Annotated in this window: 14 protein-coding genes; 5 read left to right on the top strand and 9 right to left on the bottom strand. The window is 35.6% G+C overall.

The window, feature by feature from the left end:
• Window positions 1-12: 12 nt before the first annotated feature.
• The 5 genes from M2265_RS02950 to M2265_RS02930 all read right to left on the bottom strand — a co-directional run bounded on the left by M2265_RS02950 (window position 13) and on the right by M2265_RS02930 (window position 8694).
• Window positions 13-2178, bottom strand: coding sequence for a DEAD/DEAH box helicase (locus tag M2265_RS02950; RefSeq protein WP_132767938.1), 2166 nt, complete (start codon window positions 2176-2178; stop codon window positions 13-15).
• A 1-nt stretch (window position 2179) separates the two neighbouring features.
• Window positions 2180-3493 (bottom strand): ATP-binding protein, encoded by a 1314-nt coding sequence (locus M2265_RS02945; protein ID WP_132767939.1) that lies wholly within the window; start codon window positions 3491-3493, stop codon window positions 2180-2182.
• Window positions 3490-5742, bottom strand: a complete 2253-nt coding sequence (locus tag M2265_RS02940) for a tellurite resistance TerB C-terminal domain-containing protein (RefSeq protein ID WP_165905824.1) — start codon at window positions 5740-5742, stop codon at window positions 3490-3492. The genes M2265_RS02945 and M2265_RS02940 overlap by 4 nt, the downstream gene beginning before the upstream one ends.
• A 252-nt stretch (window positions 5743-5994) precedes the next feature.
• Window positions 5995-7812 carry a DNA translocase FtsK gene (locus M2265_RS02935; RefSeq protein ID WP_132767943.1) on the bottom strand — a complete coding sequence of 606 codons (1818 nt, stop codon included), beginning with the start codon at window positions 7810-7812 and terminating at the stop codon, window positions 5995-5997.
• A gap of 168 nt (window positions 7813-7980) precedes the next feature.
• Complete coding sequence (locus tag M2265_RS02930; RefSeq protein ID WP_132767945.1) at window positions 7981-8694, bottom strand: hypothetical protein; 714 nt, start codon at window positions 8692-8694, stop codon at window positions 7981-7983.
• Window positions 8695-8828: 134 nt separating this feature from the next.
• On the opposite strand from M2265_RS02930, the gene M2265_RS02925 reads away from it, so the two are divergent.
• Window positions 8829-8969: a heavy metal-binding domain-containing protein gene (locus M2265_RS02925; RefSeq protein WP_132767947.1), complete on the top strand. Its 141-nt coding sequence runs from the start codon at window positions 8829-8831 to the stop codon at window positions 8967-8969.
• A 19-nt stretch (window positions 8970-8988) separates the two neighbouring features.
• Window positions 8989-10110, top strand: a complete 1122-nt coding sequence (locus tag M2265_RS02920; protein WP_132767948.1) for a hypothetical protein — start codon at window positions 8989-8991, stop codon at window positions 10108-10110.
• A 337-nt stretch (window positions 10111-10447) separates the two neighbouring features.
• On the opposite strand, the gene M2265_RS02915 is transcribed toward M2265_RS02920, so the two are convergent.
• Both M2265_RS02915 and M2265_RS02910 read right to left on the bottom strand, forming a co-directional pair.
• Window positions 10448-10966 carry a hypothetical protein gene (locus M2265_RS02915; RefSeq protein WP_132767950.1) on the bottom strand — a complete coding sequence of 173 codons (519 nt, stop codon included), beginning with the start codon at window positions 10964-10966 and terminating at the stop codon, window positions 10448-10450.
• Window positions 10967-11217: 251 nt separating this feature from the next.
• Window positions 11218-11790 (bottom strand): hypothetical protein, encoded by a 573-nt coding sequence (locus M2265_RS02910; protein WP_132767951.1) that lies wholly within the window; start codon window positions 11788-11790, stop codon window positions 11218-11220.
• Between the two features lie 588 nt (window positions 11791-12378).
• Between M2265_RS02910 and M2265_RS02905 the strand changes: the two genes are divergently transcribed.
• The 3 genes from M2265_RS02905 to M2265_RS02895 are packed head-to-tail and all read left to right on the top strand — an operon-like array spanning window position 12379 to window position 18586.
• Entirely contained in the window at window positions 12379-13980 is a 1602-nt protein-coding gene (locus M2265_RS02905) for a TlpA family protein disulfide reductase (protein ID WP_132767953.1), read from the top strand.
• Between the two features lie 10 nt (window positions 13981-13990).
• Entirely contained in the window at window positions 13991-17194 is a 3204-nt protein-coding gene (locus tag M2265_RS02900; protein WP_132767954.1) for a SusC/RagA family TonB-linked outer membrane protein, read from the top strand.
• Window positions 17195-17212: 18 nt separating this feature from the next.
• On the top strand, window positions 17213-18586 hold the full coding sequence (locus tag M2265_RS02895; RefSeq protein ID WP_132767955.1) for a RagB/SusD family nutrient uptake outer membrane protein: 1374 nt from the start codon (window positions 17213-17215) through the stop codon (window positions 18584-18586).
• 33 nt (window positions 18587-18619) lie between these two features.
• On the opposite strand, the gene M2265_RS02890 is transcribed toward M2265_RS02895, so the two are convergent.
• Both M2265_RS02890 and M2265_RS02885 read right to left on the bottom strand, forming a co-directional pair.
• A complete protein-coding gene (locus M2265_RS02890; protein ID WP_132767957.1) occupies window positions 18620-18871 on the bottom strand; it encodes a hypothetical protein in 252 nt (83 codons plus the stop codon).
• A gap of 602 nt (window positions 18872-19473) precedes the next feature.
• On the bottom strand, window positions 19474-20217 hold the full coding sequence (locus M2265_RS02885) for an SDR family NAD(P)-dependent oxidoreductase (RefSeq protein ID WP_132767958.1): 744 nt from the start codon (window positions 20215-20217) through the stop codon (window positions 19474-19476).
• Window positions 20218-20237 lie beyond the last annotated feature (20 nt).

Below are 20237 nucleotides of genomic sequence, written 5' to 3'. Positions count from 1 at the left end.
AAAAATTTTGATTTATGCGTCTAGTACAAAATTTTCCAGACTATCATTATTATACGTTTTGACATAAACCCATCGAACTGAGTTTATAAACTTTACTGCTCCCTCGAAATCATACCGTCTAGTTTTTAAAAGCTCTACCTGCTTATCTTTAGGGAGAAGTATTGCCCATTTTGCAAAACTCAATATCGCTGGATTGGTATCGATCCGTAATGCTAGATGACGATCTAAATCTGTCACAACAGCAAGTAGCTTTGGAGCAGACCATTCAAATCCCTGGTCTAGATCAATTTCAAAACAGGCTGCCGGGTCAAGGTGCCGGAATTCTATACCTGCCGCTGATAAAATAAATTTTAATGTATCAAATATCTTTGACCCCTGAAAGGTGTAAAATTTGTAGGAATTTTCGCCAATTAAAAGCGGACGATCATCTTCCAAACTCTCAATAGGAATATCTTGAAATACCTGGCGCATATCATCTAATTTCGCTGTGCAAGTTTCATCAAGTTCAGGATGAATAGACGAGGTCATCAAAAGTTCGAGCATTTTCTGCCTAACCAAAGGATGCGTATTACCCGGTTCACCACCAAAAATCGGAGGTTTACCATCGTTAGTCGGTTTGACAAATATTTTCCTGCTTCTAAAGTCTATATCAACAACTTTCCAGATCTTGGCGGCCAATAAAATATTATCTTCGATCATGATCGGCGAGGAGGAGGGAAGATCACCGATGGATTTGCCATCATGTAACACCTTAAAATGTATTTCAGTGGCAAATACTGAATAAAAATCCCGAGAATTCACAATGCGTTCACCCTCGAGCCCTATGATAACCTCTTTGCCCAACTGTTCAAGCATATCAGTTTCGATAAGGTGACTTAAAATAGCTTCAAACTCTTCTGATGTGATATCCTTAAATGCAAAGTTTTCCTCGAGCTCGGTTTTTAAAACCGGAATAGATAAGCAACTATATTGTTTTACTACAGCCAATAGCTGATGCGCAAATAGATCAAACGCCTTTGATGCTACGAAGGGCGGCTCTATAAATTCCTGCTTATAAAGTTCCCAGCAAGCCAGGGACTGTAGCAGGCTCCATTTTCCAGTTGCATATAACAGTAAAGAACTTGCTTGTCCATCCTTGCGCCCGCTTCGACCCACACGCTGTATTAGTGATGCTATAGAATGCGTAGCATCTATTTGAACTACTTTTTCTACGCTTCCGATGTCAATACCGAGTTCAAGTGTCGAGGTGCAGGATATCACAAATGGATGATACTTATTTGTTTTCGCAAAATGTTCAATCCATTCCCTCAACTCACGATCGACTGATGAATGGTGCGAATAGTAAGCCGTATGTCCATTTACCTTTTCAGCAATCCTTTTAAGTTTGACAGCTACCTCTTCAGCCCGGCCACGGCTATTGGGAAATACCAAAACTTTATTGGAGTAAGTTTCTTTGTATAGATCTTTCAGAAGGTCTATTGAAAGTTGATTTGGTAAACTCTCGAAAAATCGGAAAGAAGTAGTCATGCTCTTTGCGGTTCGGTCACGCAGTACAACAGTGGCCTCTGGATAGCCTGTCATAGATTTAGCTTCATCGAAATCTCCGAGTGTTGCTGATAGGCCTACGATGGTGGGCTTCACGCTAGCACTTTTTTGAATGCGGTGCAATATAGATTTCAGTTGAATACCTCTGTCTGTACCGATAAACGAATGAATTTCATCAATTACGATATATTTCAGATCGTTGAATAAGATCCTGACGTTTTGAGGTTTATTGACCAGCATGGCCTCCAAAGATTCAGGTGTAATCAAAACTACGCCGTTAGGATCTTTAATCAGATGCTCCTTTGCTGTTCTATTTGCTTCACCATGCCATTTAGTTACTTTGATATCTAGATAACTGCATAGGTCTTCCACCCGCACAAATTGATCATTAATCAAAGCGATCAATGGGGAAATGTATAAGACTTGAACGCTCTTGCTCCGAGGACTTATTTTAGATAGGATAGGGAGGAAGGCAGCTTCCGTTTTACCAGAAGCCGTTCTGCTTGCCAATATCACATTGTCATCGCTCTTCATGATTTTACTGATTGCAGCGACTTGTATCGGTCGAAGACTTTCCCATCGCTTGTCTTTCACATAGCGTCTGATAGGTTCAGAGAGCAGTTCAAATGCCATATTATAGTTCCTCTATACTGTCTAATAAAACATCGACCGGGCGTTCATCCTTTATTTGAATATTGCTAAAGAGCGAAGCTTTATCCAATTCCGGATTTTGACGCAGGATGCTCAAAATATTTAGAAAATCACGTATTACTTCCCTTGGTGTCAAAAATTCACTTGCACCAGGTTTATTATATATTTCCTCCATAAAATTTTGTATCTCACTGTTAGAAATATCAATTTCCACCTTATAATGAAACTCAAACACATCTTTAAGTTTGTTGAGCAATACAAATATTTCGTTATGATCGATTGGCATCAATCGGATCACCGGCTGTGCAAAATCGCGTATCTGCAATGTTTCAAATTTATTTGTTTCTAATCTTGATTTTAAAGCTTGATAACTAAATAGACCACGACGCTCATTTTCAAGAAACTCACGCGTACCCGCTATATTGATAAATAAGTTGCTGACTTTACCTTGGAAACAATCGTTATAAATTGTTAGTATCTTTTCATAGTTCTTTTCACGCATAGTCGATGTAGAGATCTTATACAGATTGATAGCTTCATCCAGATTAATCATAAAACCACTATATCCCATGCTGACAAATAAGGCTGTGAAATTTTTAAGCATGTCGTAGAAGTTCAAGTCGTTGATCACCTCACGGACACCAAGATCTTGTCGCGCCTCAGTCTTCGTCTTATATTGCCCCTTTAACCATCTTAGGGCATTTCTTTTAAGTAGCTCATCATCATTTATATATCCTTCATAGTACTTCATGATGACGCTTGCTAAATCAAATCCACCGACATCAGTCAATTCATTGATTGACTGCATAATCTTGTTTTTCACCAATTCTACATATTGCTCTTCTCTTATTTGGACAAGAGAAAGGTTATTTTCCGAAGCAGTAGAAGCAACAACTTGCTCTATCCACTTTTCCAGTAAAGTTGCTAGAGCACCACCCTCAGGTTTGGTCTGTATAGCAATGTTATCCATTAGAGCTGTGTACAGCACCAGCGCTTTACCATCATTTGAATACAGGCGATTGTCAGGTGTAAAGTCAGCTGTTGATACCACAAATTTTTGTTTTAATGCTACCGTGTTAAGTAGATGTAGCATAAAAGATTTTCCCGAGCCAAAATCACCGATCCAGAATTTAACCATACTATGACCATTTTTTACATCGTCCAATGCTTTGATAAATGCATCGACTTCATCTGAACGTCCTACGGTAATATGTTGTACTCCGATTCTTGGCACCACGCCACTGAGTAGTGAGTTGATAATTGCGGTTGCTTCTTTAGGCTTTACTGTTAGTTTCATGCTTTAATAATCATTTTATAATAATCCTCATTCATGTCCATATATTCTTCGTCGCGCTCTTCGATGAGCGTATCGTCTAAAATTTCATAACAAATTTCGTTGACGTCATTAATAATAGGGCCTGATCGCAGGCCTCTTGCTTTACAAAAATCTGTTATCTGCTCCTGAGTCAGTTCAAAACTATTGGTTGTGAATAGACCGATCAATTCACGCTGATCTAATGACAGATCAATCTCTTCAATAAATGGGTGAGCAAGGTCAGATTCGACTGTCCCATGCTCTGTTTCCATTGACACCTTCTCCATAATCATTTCTTTTAGAATCAGGGTATCTTTTACTATTTCTTCTTCGTCTTGCAGGTAGTTATTTAATAGCTCAACAGTACTTTTATCTTGTTCTTGTACGGTTTTTATAGCGTCTATATTCAATTCTATTTTTCTTCGAATTGGTGCATATATAGAATCTACTTTTTCGATTGCAGAGGCGAGATCGCGATCCTCTTTTAATTGTTGTATAATGTCATTAAATGCCTGTTCATGATGATCATTTTTAAAGAGTGACTTATGTATTGTTTTTGTTAACTGTTTGTCATCAATTTTATCCGATTTTAGATCAGCATTTAGATAATATAGATAAAGCTTTATAGCCTCCTGTTTGTCAATAGTGTAGGCAACCTTGCAAGCTTCGTAATAGATGTTCTCTGCTGATGAATTTTTTTGATTTTCTTTAAAAAGCGAATGAATTTCTTTTGCAAAGTCCTCAATGTTGTCACTGTTTAATTCATATTTTATTGTATCAAATTTAGATTTCCAACGCGTCGTATTCATCCTGTTCAATTCGATCTCAGTTACCATGTCTGGATCTTGGATAGAGGTTCTTAGGTTTTCTAAAATCTTATTGACATCAAGCCCAATTCGTTCTTCAAAAATAGGACTTAAGCCCTTAAAGTATTGGATAAAGTCAGACGAAACTTTTCGCTTATGATGCCATTTCTCCCGAATCAGGTTTTCTGCCCGTTTGAATATTGTATAGTAGACCTGTTTTTCGAAATATTCATTAACATGATTTTGCCCGTAATAATCTTGGAACAGCCATTCGCCATCCCTAGTTTCTTTATGGATTCTTCGTGCGTTATCAGAGAGGTTTTCAATCTCTATTTTTAAATCAGATCCCTTTTTTGTTAGCGTAGCTTTTAGTTTTTTGACACAACTGAGAAAAAGGGTAATGGTCTCTATACAGCAGCCTTCAACCTCAGTGAAAACATTATTTACTCCAGATAATTTATTGACCAGGGCAACTTGTGCTTTTGACAACCCCATTTTGTCTTTATAACGTTTACCAAGTAAATAGTCGTCATAGTTGTAATTATCTTCAAATCTTCTTTCAGTATTTTCTTCAATAGGTTTAATAATCACTTTTTCTTCTTCCGCTGGAAAAAGATTAGAATCATCTAAACGCGCAAGTAATTCTTCGATATTTAAATCGTTAAGAGATGGAAAACTTGTACCCGTGTTCTCGCTAGTAAATTGTTGAGTTGATATAATTTTTTCGTGATGATCCGGAATATCAATGATATTACTGTTTATTACTTCAGAATTGTTACCTACTATTAATTGATCTAACATAGACTGGATTTCATGATGCTCTTGTGGATCGCTTCTATTATCTTCCTTTTGAATTGGCATTTCTAATTCAGTAGGTCTATGATCAATAGTTTCCTCGTTAATTTTTAATACTTCTACCTCAGGTAATTGCTGAACAGGGGGTATGATATTATCCATTACTACATTTTTATTTTCTTCTACGGCTAAATGGGAAAGTTTCTCTTCCTTCATCGGTGGAATAGGGGGTGTAGAAGATGTTAAAGAGTGTGTTTTAAGTGTGTCAATAGCAATTCTGTATACTTTGTAAACCTTATCTGTACTACAATGACGGTTTTGCAATAATCTGAACGTAAGATTATATAACACATTTGGTCCGACTTTACTATTGAAAAATTTTTTAAGATCATACTGTTCCTTAATGGAAAGTTTACGTAGCGCAAGTGCAGCAGTTTCCAAAAAGTTATTTGGTAACTCATACTGACAATTTTGTGTACTTAGGTAGTTCCGCCAATCTTCTCCATAGTAGAAAATCGCTGTCTTCATTTCCCCTGATATCGGTTTTTCATCCGCTCTTATTCGGGGTATGGATTGGCGCTCCTGCTTTTTGTTTTTTTTACTTGAAGCAACCAAAGCAATAATAATCACAATTAATATTATAAAAAAGGTCCCCATTAACTTTTCATACTGAATGCCTGCAATAATGTTGGATAGAAGTTTCTGTAAAGAACTCCAACACGGTTAATAATTCTGTTTTCTAATTTATCAATGTTTTTCCGTAAAAGCAATATTCATTCATTAATATTTAACAATTTGTTGTAACAAAAGTATCGATTGACTGTATGTAATTTTTACGGTTAACCGTATGTAGTAATTTAGTTGATTGGATTAACAGCGTATTTACAGTTTACTCATCCAATAGAAGAAAGCAGTTACGGCAATCAAAATGACTAAATATAATAATAGCTTGCGACTGCTTTGATGTGGTGTATGTAGTTTATTTATATTTTTAGGGAGAGCGGATTTGGTTTCATCATTTTTATCCCCGTGCACTTTTCGTTCAATAGGATTATTTATGAAGTTTTTATCCTTATCGGATGAACCTGAGGGCGTATCAATCTCGTAATTATTTTTTGCAAGTGAGTCTAAATATAGATTCAAAGTGTATTCATCAGGATATAAAACCTCTCTAGCCTTACTTCCTTCAAATGGACCTACTATACCTGCTGCTTCCAGTTGATCCATGATTCTACCGGCTCGGTTGTAACCTAGCTTAAGTTTACGTTGTATTAAAGCTGTTGACCCCTGTTGGTGCATAACTATTAATTGCGCAGCCTCTCTAAATAGTTGATCTCTCATCCCTATGTCAAAGTCATCAATACTTGGCGATTCTATTTCGTATATAGGTAATAGATATACAGAAGGGTAACCTCGCTGCTCACTTATAAATTTACAAATAGCAGCTATAAAGTTATATTCGACATACGGTTGAGTACCTTTTCCTAGTCTTTCCCCCTGTTCATAGATTAATTCCCCAGGAGATGCTAGTTTCTCAGCACCAACACGATCTAATATTTTTTTTGATTCATTTTGAGACATCAGCTTCATGCCGATACGCACACTGAAATTAGCTCTCAATTGAGGTGTTATGATGCGCGACATAATTTGGCTTGTTACAGCGAGTAGATAGATTCCTGTATAGAGATTCATCTGGGTAAGTGCTATAAGCGATTTGATCGTATTTTCATCTAAAAATGTCTGAATATCATCCATTACTAACACAATGTTAGGGAGGTATCTATGTCCTAGATTAGGATCAAGAGTTCTATTTATGAATTTGTTATTATAATCCTCAACCCCTTTAACCCCTGCTTTTTGAAACAAATTCAATCTTTGCTCACACTCTAATATAATTGCATCAATAGTTGAGCATACTTGCTTTCCTTCCACTAAAGGTGTTTCTACACCTGGTAAAGCTGCTAAGAAATGTCTCTCCAATATAGCCAACGTATTATAATCAACAGGCTTACTTCTGCATATCACGAGTTTTAATTGTGCCGGGTGGTATAAATACAGCCACATGACCAACTGATTATAGACGAATTGCGTTTTGCCAGAAGCTATGGTACCTGCTAATAAAATATTAGGATGATGGTAAAGCTCACGAAGTTTTAAATCTTCGGAACCATCAAGAAGAAGAGGAAGTTTATACTGAGAAGCTTCTTGTCCCATTTTTGAAAATAAAGGCTGGAGTAAACTTGGCAATAATTCTAATGTTGGATATTGGTAACTAGATAAATCCATCTTTTCATCATATACTCCAAATTGTTCTAATAATGCCACCGGATCAGTAATTACTGAAGGATTCTGGTAGTATTTGACAATCGTTTGGATAAGCTGTTTGAGATCTTCCTCTTGATATTGTTTTTCTGCAATGTCAAGCAATTCTAAGAGTGAAGCGGCAGATTCTTTTCTCCATAAATCCTCACTAGAATCACTTGTGGTTTTACTCAATATTGCATCTTTAGTAATGGGTGTCCCAAAATAGTTATGTAACTCTTCTATGTATTCATTGATATTAGTTTGATTTTGGGATGGCCAATCATTCATCGCACTTACAAACAACGTAGCTATCTCTTTTAGAGCATGTTCATTCGAGTCTGCTTCAATAAGATTTGTTAATTGATCTATGTTTTCAAGTCTCGCTTCGTCTTTCATAGTTTCCTACCATTATTTTTTAATCGTTTCTATTTAAGTTGATTTGGTCGTGATCTTTTATTTCTATATAAGATTTAGATGTTCATAATTGGTAATTAAAGATAACATTAAATTCTGCTTGTTTCGTCTTCAGTTTTTTTTAAATAACTATTCAATATATTTAGAATACTAATCCTTCAACATAGGAGGCATTGGCCAGTTATGTTCCAATCCTTCGAGAGCTATTGCTTTTAATCTTTTTTCATCAATATTATATTTTTTTTGGATTGTGAATTTGAGTTTTTTTACTAATTTTTTTTGATAATCGTCATTCTTGTCAAAATTATTAGTACTCGTTCTCGGATACTTTTTGTCTGCCAATTGCATTGATTTATCTTCAGCCTCGATAATCTCTTTGAATATCATCTTTCTATCATTTAGAGAAAGTGATTTGCCTTCGTCTTGTGCAAGGTCGTTCTCGATGTTAGTTTTAAAATTCTGTACGGATATAGTAGGCCCGTTTTCAATTTTAGCTTTCGAAATCCGGGCAATCCATTGTCCCATACCACTCTCGCTATGTTCTAAGGTCTGAAACAAAAATAGATTGATAGCATTGGGACGATAGCTGGTATTTCTTATTGAATCGTATATATGGAGTAGAAGTTGCCTATTCTTTTCTTCATTTAAACCATCGTCATCTTTTAAAATGATATTCGCCCTGTATAGAGTCCTATTTGAACTTGTAGAAATTGTTGGTGGCAAAATTTCATATCCAAGAAGTTTTATTTGGTCATTTTTAATGGTATCTATCGATGAGCTTGTATTTACCTCACGACTTGAGTTTATACAGTTGGTGCATAACATTGCTACTAGAGGAAATAAATAAAGAATACTGTATTTCATAAGATGATATATAAAACCTTTAAGGTTACATCAAAATTATTGCAATTAATCTGTATATAAATACGGCTTCCCGTATTTTTTAATCAAACCGATCCTTTATTTTCGGGCTTTTAAAATAGTATTTATCATAGATCATGATCGTTACCATTACCAATACCATTGAGGGGAGAGAAGTCCAACGATATTTTGATCCCATTTCAGGAACAGCTGTTATTGGGTCCAATGCTTTAAGTGCAATCCGAGCAACTGAAAATTGGACTGTTATCACCGTATAAATCTTAGATTAGGCTAATTATGGAAAGCGATCTAAAATATTCTTTACAAACTATCTTCATCTTAGTTGGTCAATATGACCGTTATGCAATATTTGACTTTAAATTTGGTTCAAATGCATATAAAAAATATGGGGCAACTGTATATGGATATATTATTTATACTCCTTCTGAAAGAGCTGATTTGAAAACTGAAATTAACTCCGATCAGATTGGATATGATGATGGTCTGATTTTTCTAGATGGTGCTTTACAGGATGATATCATCAATCAATTGTTGAAGAGTGACGGTTTTTATGTAAAAGATATTCATCGGGTAAGCACACTTGATTTAAAGCCAATTAGTAACCAATATGACAACACTGATATCAAAGTTATTCCAAATACTATAAATGTTAATTTTAGTCCTATAATGTTTGATGCAGAACGGATGCAACTGCAGTTATTTAAAAATCGAATTAAAATAGGTATTCCATTGATTCTTGAAGAGAAAAGACAATATTATGGGCTGAAATTATTATTGGAACATGATCAAGTAACTGAGGTAGAGAGGAAAAATATTTTGACTAATCCTGCAACGAATCAATTTTATGATGATGTTATTATTACAGCACTTAAATCTATCGCTGAATATGATGATAAAGGAAGTATTATTAGGTTTTTACTGAATCGATCACTAGCAAATCGAAGAATAGAACGAACTAAATTTATTTGTAATCATTTGGGTATTGCTCAAAAAAATATAGATAAACTTAAGGTCGAGAATGAACAGGCCTGGATTGAATTGATGAGATTAGTATATGGTTTTGAAGCAGAGACATTAACTTTGTGGGGATGGAGGCACCATATTTATTGGGATTTTGAACGATTTATTCATATATATCTTAGACATTATAAAAATTTTTTAATTAATGAATCTTCGAAGGGACAGGGGACAGGTTTTCAATACTCCTTAAAAGATATAAGAAGAATTATTTCCATTGTTTTGGACAGTAATCAGGAGATAATTGAAAAACGTCTAGATCAGAATTTGGGATTTCAAATTCAAAAAGATAAAGGTTACTATTATAATGGAAATTATTATTCGCTCAAGATTGCACCAGATGGAAAGTTGATGCAATTTCATCCACAAGATAATATATAATAAAAATACGCTACTTCCAGAGAATATTTTCTCAATTGGTGGGAGTGTACCACCAACTATGTCATTGGTTACACTGTATCAGGGCGACAGTGTAATAAAAACGATTGCCAGCATTCTAGGAATGAGTAAGAAACGGTTCGGTCCTTCCTAAAGAAGGTGGCCGAAGGGCAAAATGAGAACAATAATTTTAGATAAGCATTCAATTGGTCTTGTTTAGCCTGAGGCTGTGGGGATCGAAACAACTTCTTCTTAATTCTAGATCTATAATTGGTTTAGCCGATTGGTGTCCCGTCGGCTTTTTTATTAACCTGGGCTATAGCCAAATTTTTTAAATTAATTATTGAATATTGAAATCTTTTCGTATGCTTTGGATAAGATTTTCTTTTAAATTTGAGTATTTTTCACCTCTAGTAAGCTCTGATAATTTTTCCATGTATTGCTCAATTTTAGAGTTTTTTATATCTAATTGTTTACTAAAATGATTTTGAATAGATAAATCAAATACTTGCTGGAAATCATTTCTAATTTCAGAAATATTTTGCTTTATGATATCATTAAAGAAAATAGCTCCATGTTCATTTAGTCTTATAAATTTATTAAATTCATCCATTATTTCCTGTTGGGAAAAGTTTGAATTATCGCCTGCATGCCCATAATTCACAACCTTAATTCTAAGATTTTCCATTGATTCAAGAATAGTTTTATATAAATCTAATTTCTCTTTAAATATTCCAGAATATGCTATTTTATATGATTCAAGCCTTCTATCTAAATCTTTTTTTACCATTGATATATAAATTGCATTTGCAACCACAGCTGCAACAGCAGAAACTATAGGAATAATGAAACCATCCATATTTAAATTATAATTGTGAGTTTAAATGTAAGAATTTAAAAAGAATACTCACGTAAAAAAATTGATAACATTAATGCAGAAAATCTACAAGATACAATCAAGCAATGTTAGCGGATAAATTAGGTGTCAATAGAAGAATATTAAAAAAATCTAGGAGTGTAAGTGTGTCAATATGTCATGCCGTTTTTATTGTCATTAGTAGCGCGTTTCTTTAAATTCGATGTTTTGTAGTGTATTTATACCAGTGACTGCTACGTATTGTCAACCCAGTAGACATCAACAAGTCTTTTCCCAAAATCTCCATTTTTCAATTTGATTGGCTTCTTTTCACTTTTTAACGTTTTCTTGGTAACTGCGTACCGAAGTGCCTTAGAAAGCTGATCATCAATGTATGATTTTTGAAACTCTGTTTTGATATATGACTCTATTTCGTTAAGAAATCTAGGCTTTTTAAGGAAGTCTGATTTAACAAGAACTTCCGAAACAAAAGCATCTATACTTCTGTCAGTTTTGGAATGTAAAAAGTATTCGGGATTATCTTTATTATCCCGTTTGAAGTTAACGACCGCTTCCGTTTTGGCGATACTTGAGGGGATAGTAACATTCAAATTAAGAATCTTAGCACCTTTAATCTCTAGTTTTTTACCAATATGTTCGGCAAGCGTGTCATTAAAGGGTCTAGACTGGTTAATAATTCCATAAATATGAGAGACATCTCTCTCTACAAACTCGGCGAAACCAACAGGCGTCATATCAAGAATATTCATGATTTGAGACAATCTCTGTGCTAATTTCTTATTATAAGTTTCATCTTGGTCTAACATTAAACAAAGACCGATAAAAAGTTACGCTAATAATTATCATGAAATTACTTTTTTTGTAAAAAATTTTATGTATATTTGTTGTAATACTTAATTGATTTATACCTTTTTAGGTATGGTAGTGTAATTAACGAGTCTCGTTTCCCAAGTCTCACAAATAAATATCGAACACGAGAGCGGTAGATTACACCCAATAGCCTTTATTTTGCTATATTAGCAATATATAAAGGCGTGGGTGCTATCGTTTGAAGCTGATTTCGAAGGCGTGAGACCCAGGGAATAATGCTAGATAGTATCCCACGTTTTTATTTCGAGGGTATGAGACTCATCATTTATAATTTTAAAAAGATGAGTATGTCAAGATTAGAACAACTCCAGAAAAACATCATTAAGCCAGCAGATTAGATCTGTTGCGCAAAGTCACTATGCTGACCATCCATTCAAAATGCAATCACGAAGCCGATTTTTAACCTTGATGTAGACCAATAATTGCATTTTTTCCAATTTATTTTTTAACTATTGAAAGTTGAACAGGGAGCATATTGGCAAATTTTTAGCTCTTGATTCACTTCCAATATAAACATTAAAAAAATGCAAAAAACTTGCAATAGGGAGAGCTATGTGCTGTCCCTAAGGAAAAGTACTGTCCTAAATCTTGAGTTATTTTTTGGTCTTCAATCAAAAACAAACCAAAATATAAACACATTGAAAAGTTCTATACTAAAAAGTGAGGACGTTAGACATGATTACGCTCTACAAGAGCATGATCGAGCTACGGTTTCATATATAAAAATACATTGGAAGCTGGTGCTATGGATCCTGCTTTCTCCTATGCTCCATGCCTTTAATCTACTTGTTTGCTTATTAAAGGTCATTAAAGTAATTGCGATACCCTGTATCATGATCATCGCAGTATTTCATAGTTTATGTTTATCAGCTCAGACACCCCGCAAGGACAGCGGGGTGAATGGGCTTGATCAGATTATTCCACTTAAAGTTGGAGATACTGTCCCTGATGAGCTTTGGGATATGCCAATACAAGTCATTAATGAGCTTGAAGATAAAAAGAGTATTAAGTTAAGTGATTATAGTAACAAGAAGCTAATACTGTTAGATTTTTGGGCCACATGGTGTGGCAGCTGTATCGAAAAATTTGGTGAACTGCAGAAAATTCAGCAAGATTATGATGGGGAGGTTGTTATTATAGGGGCAACAGAGGATGTTAAAACGAGGGTGGAAAAATTTTTCGAAAAAAGGGGTAAAAATGATTATAAGTTGCTTACCACTTTTGGTAGTAAGCTACTGGCTTCTTATTTTCCACACAAAATGATTCCGCACTATGTGTGGATTACCGCTGATCGGAAGGTCGCGGCCATTACTTCTGGCGAATCTGTATCGCTATCCTCCATCAAGGAATTCATTCAGAATGGAACGACACCAGCATCCAATAAATATGATATGGATATTCAGTCTCCTTTGTTTTTATCGGAGCACTATCCAACACAAAATCCTTTAATGCATTATTCAATATTGACAAAAGGAAGTTTTAGAGGATATCCGCAGGGAAGTAAATTTAGATATGATAATAATAGTGTCATTGGAAGATCATTTACCAATACCTCCTTATTACTAATGTACGAAGGCATCGCTAGAGCACTTTTTGAAGAAATGAACGATCGTTATACGGGTAAAAGAATTGTTTTATCTGTCAAAGACCAGTCGCTCATAAAAGAAGGGGAGTATAGTTTCGATTTTATAAACCCACCTGCTAGGTCATCCACTCTGTACTCCGATATGCTGAAGACACTGAATAATTACTCCGGCTATTATGGAAGGATAGTACCTAAAGAACGAGATTGTCTTACATTGGTCGTTACTGATTCTGTCCGATCTCGTATTCTGATCTCAAAAGGGGGCAAAGGAAAGAACACCCTATTTCGTCATGATCGATCAGAGCTTAGCAATCAACCTATTCAAAATTTTATTATTCGGACCGAAGATCTGGATTTTATAAAGCTGCCAATATGGGATATTACGGGCATCAAGTATAATGTCGATATAGTATTTGATCAAAAGATAACATCTTTAGAGGCACTACAAATTGAATTAGCTAAGTATGGACTTGGACTCCAACAGACAGTTAGATCATTGAACACCTTTATTTTAACGGACAACATAGACCTTGACTATTAAATACTGAATCATGTTAAAAAAATACAGCAGCATAGTTGTCCTATACTTAGTATTTTGTTGGACAACTGCATTGGGACAAAGAATAATTAATGGAAAGGTAATCTCGGATCTTGATACGACACCTTTATTTGGAGCAACAGTGTTAATAGATGGTAAAACGCGGACAAGTACCGACAAATCGGGTGCTTTTTTAGTACAGACCAACTTAAGGGACACCGTTCTAACAATAAATTATATTGGATTTATACCTTTCAGAGTTCAATTACAAGCTCTGAAAGATAATAGCACGTTCAGATTGACGAAAAATGAAGCGGTATTGGATGAGGTACAGGTCAATACAGGATATGAGATTTTGTCAAAAGAAAAAACTACAGGTTCATTCACAAAAATAGGTCCTGAACTATTGGAACAGCAGGTTAGTACTAATATACTTGACCGACTGGAGGCTGTCACCAACGGAATCATGGTTGATAGAGGTACAAATGCTGGAGGTAGAATTACGGTAAGAGGAATCAGTTCAATTCGTGGACCAAAAGAACCTTTGATTGTGCTGGATAACTTTCCGTACAATGGGGACCTTGACAACATAAACCCGAACAATATTGAAAGTATTACAGTTCTTAAAGATGCTTCAGCTTCATCCATCTGGGGGGCAAAAGCCGCCAATGGCGTGATTGTGATCACCAGCAAAAAAGGAAAGAAAGGACAGACATTTGGAATAGACTTTAGCTCCAATACAACTTTTGGAAATAAACCTGATCTGTTCTCCATACCGAATATTTCAACGACTGATTTTATTGATGCGGAGTTGATGCTGTATGAAAACGGCTATTATAATTCATGGATAAATTCTAGCAATAAAATGCTCTTGTCGCCTGTAGTGGAAAGGTTGATATATAATGATCAAAATGAAAAGGGCGAAAGGTCTAAGGCATATGTAGATATTGATAAATTAAGAGATCGTGATGTCAGAAATGATTATTCCAAATATATGTATCAAAACTCCGTCAATCAGCAACATATGCTTTCCTTAAGTGCAAGGGCTGATAAGATTTCCAACCTGTTATCCATAGGGTATGACCGCAATAAAGATGTTTTGGATGCTAATTTTGAAAGAATAAATGTCCGAAATTTTTCAAGCTATAAACCTATAGCGTCGCTGGAATTAAGTACAGAACTTTTATACACTAAAAAGCAACAGCGTAGCGGCAGACCAAGATATGGCGCTATCATACAAAACGCTAGCGGCATACTACCATATACTTCTTTTGCAGATGAAATGGGTAATCCTATAGCTATAGGAAAAGTCTATCGACAATCTTTTATCGATAATATAGTCGATCAATACAATTTGTTGGACTGGAATTACTATCCTCTTGAAGATCATAAACATACTAGATCTGAGAATGGAGTGAACGACCTATTGATTAATGTAGGCATTGATTACAAGCCTATTGGAGATCTGAATTTATCATTTAAATATCAATTTGAGAAACAGTCCGGTGAAAATAGACTGAATAATGATATTGATAGCTATTATACCCGCGATTTGATCAATAGTTTTACTGAGATCAATAGCAATGGTGGGTTGAAATATAATATCCCTGTCGGTGGAATATTGGATAATAGTTTTTCAAACTCAATTTCCAATAATTTTAGAGGACAGTTGTCTTATCTAAATAAGTGGAAACGACATGAATTCAGTTCGCTGATAGGAGCGGAGTTACTGACAAGAAGCAGCACGGGTAATGCAAATAGATTATATGGTTTTAATAAAGATATCCTCACATTTGGAACGGTAGACTATAAGACTCAGTATGCGCATCTAATTACGGGAAGCAGACAATTTATCAAAGATAATTCCAGTATTTCTGAGTTTCATAATAACTTCCTTTCATTTTTCGGAAGTTTCGCTTATAATCTTAAGTCTCGATATTTCGTCACATTGAGTGCAAGAAGGGATGCTTCTAATCTCTTTGGCTTAAGAACTAATGATCAATGGAATCCATTTTGGTCTGTGGGAGTTGCCTGGAAACTCTCCGATGAATCTTGGTTCAAACTGAATGAGCTTTCACTTTTAAAGATCCGTAGTACAATGGGATCAAGTGGAAATATTGATCCAGCAATGAGTGCGGTCACTACGATCCAGTATTTGAATAATTCACCCTATACTGGCGATCCGTTCTCAATTTTTGTTAACTATAACAATCCTGAACTCAGGTGGGAGACAGTTAAAAACTTAAACTTTGGGCTAGATTTCGCAAATAGAAATGACAGGATCAGCGGTAGTTTAGATATTTACAATAAGTATGGAAGTAATCTTTTTGGCAGTTCACAGCTCGACTATACAACAGGGATTTCAACTTTAGTAAAAAATACCGCTTCAATGACCGGCAAGGGATTAGATATCCAATTAAATACAGTTAATCTAGAAAAATCTTATTTAAACTGGAAGAGTACTTTAAATTTTAGTATTTATAAGGATAAAGTGACCGAATATTATCTTGGTACACAAGCAGCAAGTAGTTTTCTTTCCTCTGCTGTTCCAATTTCTGGAATAGAAGGGAAACCAGTATACTCCATCTTTGCCTATAAGTGGGCAGGCTTGGATCCGAATACCGGAGATCCAAGAGGGTATTTGAACGGAGAGGTGAGTACAGACTATCGTGCATTGGTAGGGAATGGTACCAAGATTGATGACCTTGTTTATTTTGGATCGGCACTGCCTACTTATTTTGGTTCTTTTCTCAATTCGTTTTCGGTTAAAGATTTTACTTTAAGTCTGAGTATTTCTTACAAAATGGGGTATTACTTTAGGAAAAGATCAATCAACTATCAGAATCTTTTTTCGAGATGGATTGGAAATGAGGATTTTGCCAATAGATGGCAACATACGGGAGATGAACAATCGACATATGTGCCATCAATAACATACCCCGCTTCTACGCAACGGGATGCATTTTATGGAGGAAGTGAGCCCTTGATTCGTAAAGGAGATCATGTCCGATTTCAATATATTAATTTAGCATATAGCGTTCCTGAAAATATAGCCACGAGGCTTTATCTTAAACATATCAAGGCTTTTTTCAATGTGAACAATATTGGTGTGATATGGAGAGCAAATAAGGAGAAAATTGATCCTGACGCCTATTACATGGATTATTATATGCCAACTCCAAAGAGCTTTACGCTGGGCTTAAAACTAGATCTCTAACTATTAAAATAAGATAATATGAAACATATCTTAAAAATGATAATCGCATTAATGCTATGCGTTAGCTTTTATTCTTGCAACAAAATATTGGAAGAGAAGTCTGATAATAAGCTTGTAGTTCCTACGACGCTTATGGATCTACAATCTATCTTAGATAATGCTTCAAGAAATGTGTTTTCAGATCCTGGAGAGGGAGAGGTGAGCAGTGACGACTATTATCTTGCTGAAAAGGATTATATGTCATTGACAAGTGAACAATATAGAAGAATGTATACTTGGGAGGCTGATTATATCTTTGAAGACCGGAGCAATAGTTGGACTTACAGCTATGCTTCGGTATACTCGGCAAATACCGTATTGGAACGTATACAGGAAATTCAGCGGAATTCAGCTAATGGAAATAGCTATGACGATATTAAAGGGCAAGCATATTATCTGCGAGCTAAATCTATGCTACAGCTGGCGGCATTGTTTCTTCCAGCCTTTGATGAGCAATCGGCCCAGAACGATCTAGGTCTTCCGATAAGGCAGAAAACAGATTTTAACATTCCGACAACACGTAGTTCAGTTAAGGAAACATACCATGCAATTTTAAGTGATTTAGAGCAGGCAACGATTTTATTACCGATTACCCCAAAGCATGTGATCAGATCTTCCAAGCCCGCGGCTTTCGGACTTTTAGCTCGTACTTATTTATGGATGCGTAAGTATGACCAAGCAGAAGTTGCCGCAAGTTCTTGCCTGCAGTACTATAATATTTTGTTAGACTACAATAAAATTAGTAATGCACCTGAATACCCATTTAGCCAGTTTAATGGTGAAAGTATTATCTTTTCGGTAATCGGTATGCCAACGAATATACTACAACCGGATATTGCTAGAATCTCTGATGAGTTATATAGTCAATATAAAGAAGGTGACCTCCGAAAAGAGCTTTACTTTAAGAAAAATAATGATGGAACCGTTCGGTTCAGAGGTAGTTATAGTGGAAATTTGACCTTGTTCGGTGGAGTTTCTACTAATGAAATCCTACTTATAAAATCCGAATCATTAGCAAGACAAAGCAAATACCTAGAGGCTCTAGCTACATTACGTGAGTTAATGGTTAAAAGATGGAAAGTGGGCTATGTTGATGATCCATTGATAGAAGGTAAAATAAATAATGCAGACGAGGCACTTGCTGTAATTTTAAAAGAAAGACGGAAAGAACTCTTGATGCGTGGACTTAGATGGATGGATATTAAAAGATTGAATAAAGAGGGACAGAATATAAGTTTGAGGCGTTTTATTGGGGGTATCGAGTTTATACTTAAACCAAATGATAAGAGATACGCTCTAGCAATTCCAGAAGATATTATTTTACTGACTGGAATAAAACAAAACCCACGATAACTCGTGGGTTTTGCCCCTAATTATATAAGATTATTAATTACGCTTTGAGGCAGCATATATATCTCGAATATCGGAACCCGATTTTCCGTCTAAAAAGGTTTGCAGTGATTCTTCATCAGGTGCATTTTCTACTGGAAGTTCACATGGTAATTCTGAACCCACGTTACAGTTAGGATGAGGAGTCTGCGAATAGTTCGATGCATCCTCAGCTTCTGCTAGAGAGCTTCCCTGAAAGTACCACGTGGTTGACAACTTAGGCTCTTCTGTTTCGATTTGTTTGTCCATTGCATTTACTACGTAAAATGCTCCAACAATTAATGCAAATAAAGTGGCGACAAATAGTCGCGTGTTTTTTAATGTAATCATAACTAGTAATGCACTTAAGTGCTTTGAATTCTTAAATTTGGTTATTTGATAAGCTTATTATTTTGTGCGCTTCGAGCTTGTCATAACGAAGCTTTGCCTTGAAGTGGACATTGATTTCCTAGAAACCCAATAATCCAATTTATGGGGAAGGGTGCAAATTTTTTCTTGTACTGTTTCATAATTTGTTTTTTTCATGAGCAGATCGGAAAAAATGGTATGGATACAATTATTTTTGTGTTTTACAGGACAATTAATTATTTCATCCGATCTGCTATTACAAATATCAGCAGCATTGACTGTTATATTTTGGGAATTTGGACACTATGTTTTGGGAATTGTAACCCAAAATGCGGGGTGTTAAATCCCAATAAATGGGGGTTTTTTCTATATTTTTTGCATTTGAAAGCATTAATTGCATTCTAACATGTTGGTTACATGATTATATTTTTCAGAGGTATACACAACAAAGCCGCTGTACTTTTACATACAGCGGCTTTGTTGTGAAATTTTCAATCTCATTTTTATTTCATGGCATAGGTAATATAACCACCATCTACTAAAAATTCGGTTCCGTTGATAAAGCTTGCTTTATCGGAAGCTAGAAAAAGTACTGTGTTTGCAATTTCTTCTGGTTTTCCGATACGCTGAAGTGAAGTGGCAGCCGCCAGATGATTCATCGCTTCTTGAGGTACCGCATTTTGCAGCCCAGGGGTTTCAATAGGTCCCGGACTAACCACATTGACACGGATATTTTTAGATGCTAGCTCATTGGCTGCGATCTGCGCTATTTTATTTAATGCACCTTTTGTTGCGGAATACACTGAAGATTCTAAATTAGACGCTGTAGCAACGGTAGAAGAGGTAAAGATAACGGATGACCCTGTTTGAAGGTGGGGAATCAGTTTTTGTAAGGTGAAGAAATGTCCCTTAACATTGGTATTGAACTGAGCGTCAAAGTCAGCTTCTGTAACTTGCTCTATGGGAGCAAAGGTTGCTATACCGGCATTCAGAAACAGTACGTCAATCTTGATATTGTTTTCCGTTACTAGTTTTTCAAGAGCGGCGATTCCTTCAAGATTTGATGTGTCTGATAGGACGGTTGTTAATCTCGGGTTATCGATCTGACGAGCAGCAGCCTGTAGATTATCTTCTTTTCTTCCTGTTATCCATACATTTGCTCCAGCTTCGATAAAGGCAGTAGCTGTAGCGAAACCAATTCCTGTGGTTCCGCCTGTAATTACAACGTTTTTATCTTTAAAATTCATTTCTAAATTGTTTTATTTAC

Origin of the sequence: Sphingobacterium kitahiroshimense, assembly GCF_025961315.1 — a bacterium.
GTDB classification, from domain to species: Bacteria; Bacteroidota; Bacteroidia; order Sphingobacteriales; family Sphingobacteriaceae; genus Sphingobacterium; species Sphingobacterium anhuiense.
The sequence above is the reverse complement of the archived record's forward strand: the minus strand, read 5'-3'. Positions and strand labels throughout refer to the sequence as shown.

Bases quoted from the DNA above. Each gene is read 5' to 3' on its own strand.
- M2265_RS02920 (WP_132767948.1), top strand. From the start codon at position 8,989: ATGGAAAGCGATCTAAAATATTCTTTACAAACTATCTTCATCTTAGTT.
- M2265_RS02890 (WP_132767957.1), bottom strand. From the start codon at position 18,871: ATGGACAAACAAATCGAAACAGAAGAGCCTAAGTTGTCAACCACGTGG.
- M2265_RS02915 (WP_132767950.1), bottom strand. From the start codon at position 10,966: ATGGATGGTTTCATTATTCCTATAGTTTCTGCTGTTGCAGCTGTGGTT.
- M2265_RS02950 (WP_132767938.1), bottom strand. From the start codon at position 2,178: ATGGCATTTGAACTGCTCTCTGAACCTATCAGACGCTATGTGAAAGAC.
- M2265_RS02945 (WP_132767939.1), bottom strand. From the start codon at position 3,493: ATGAAACTAACAGTAAAGCCTAAAGAAGCAACCGCAATTATCAACTCA.
- M2265_RS02925 (WP_132767947.1), top strand. From the start codon at position 8,829: ATGATCGTTACCATTACCAATACCATTGAGGGGAGAGAAGTCCAACGA.
- M2265_RS02900 (WP_132767954.1), top strand. From the start codon at position 13,991: ATGTTAAAAAAATACAGCAGCATAGTTGTCCTATACTTAGTATTTTGT.
- M2265_RS02935 (WP_132767943.1), bottom strand. From the start codon at position 7,812: ATGAAAGACGAAGCGAGACTTGAAAACATAGATCAATTAACAAATCTT.
- M2265_RS02930 (WP_132767945.1), bottom strand. From the start codon at position 8,694: ATGAAATACAGTATTCTTTATTTATTTCCTCTAGTAGCAATGTTATGC.
- M2265_RS02910 (WP_132767951.1), bottom strand. From the start codon at position 11,790: ATGTTAGACCAAGATGAAACTTATAATAAGAAATTAGCACAGAGATTG.
- M2265_RS02905 (WP_132767953.1), top strand. From the start codon at position 12,379: ATGCAAAAAACTTGCAATAGGGAGAGCTATGTGCTGTCCCTAAGGAAA.
- M2265_RS02885 (WP_132767958.1), bottom strand. From the start codon at position 20,217: ATGAATTTTAAAGATAAAAACGTTGTAATTACAGGCGGAACCACAGGA.
- M2265_RS02895 (WP_132767955.1), top strand. From the start codon at position 17,213: ATGAAACATATCTTAAAAATGATAATCGCATTAATGCTATGCGTTAGC.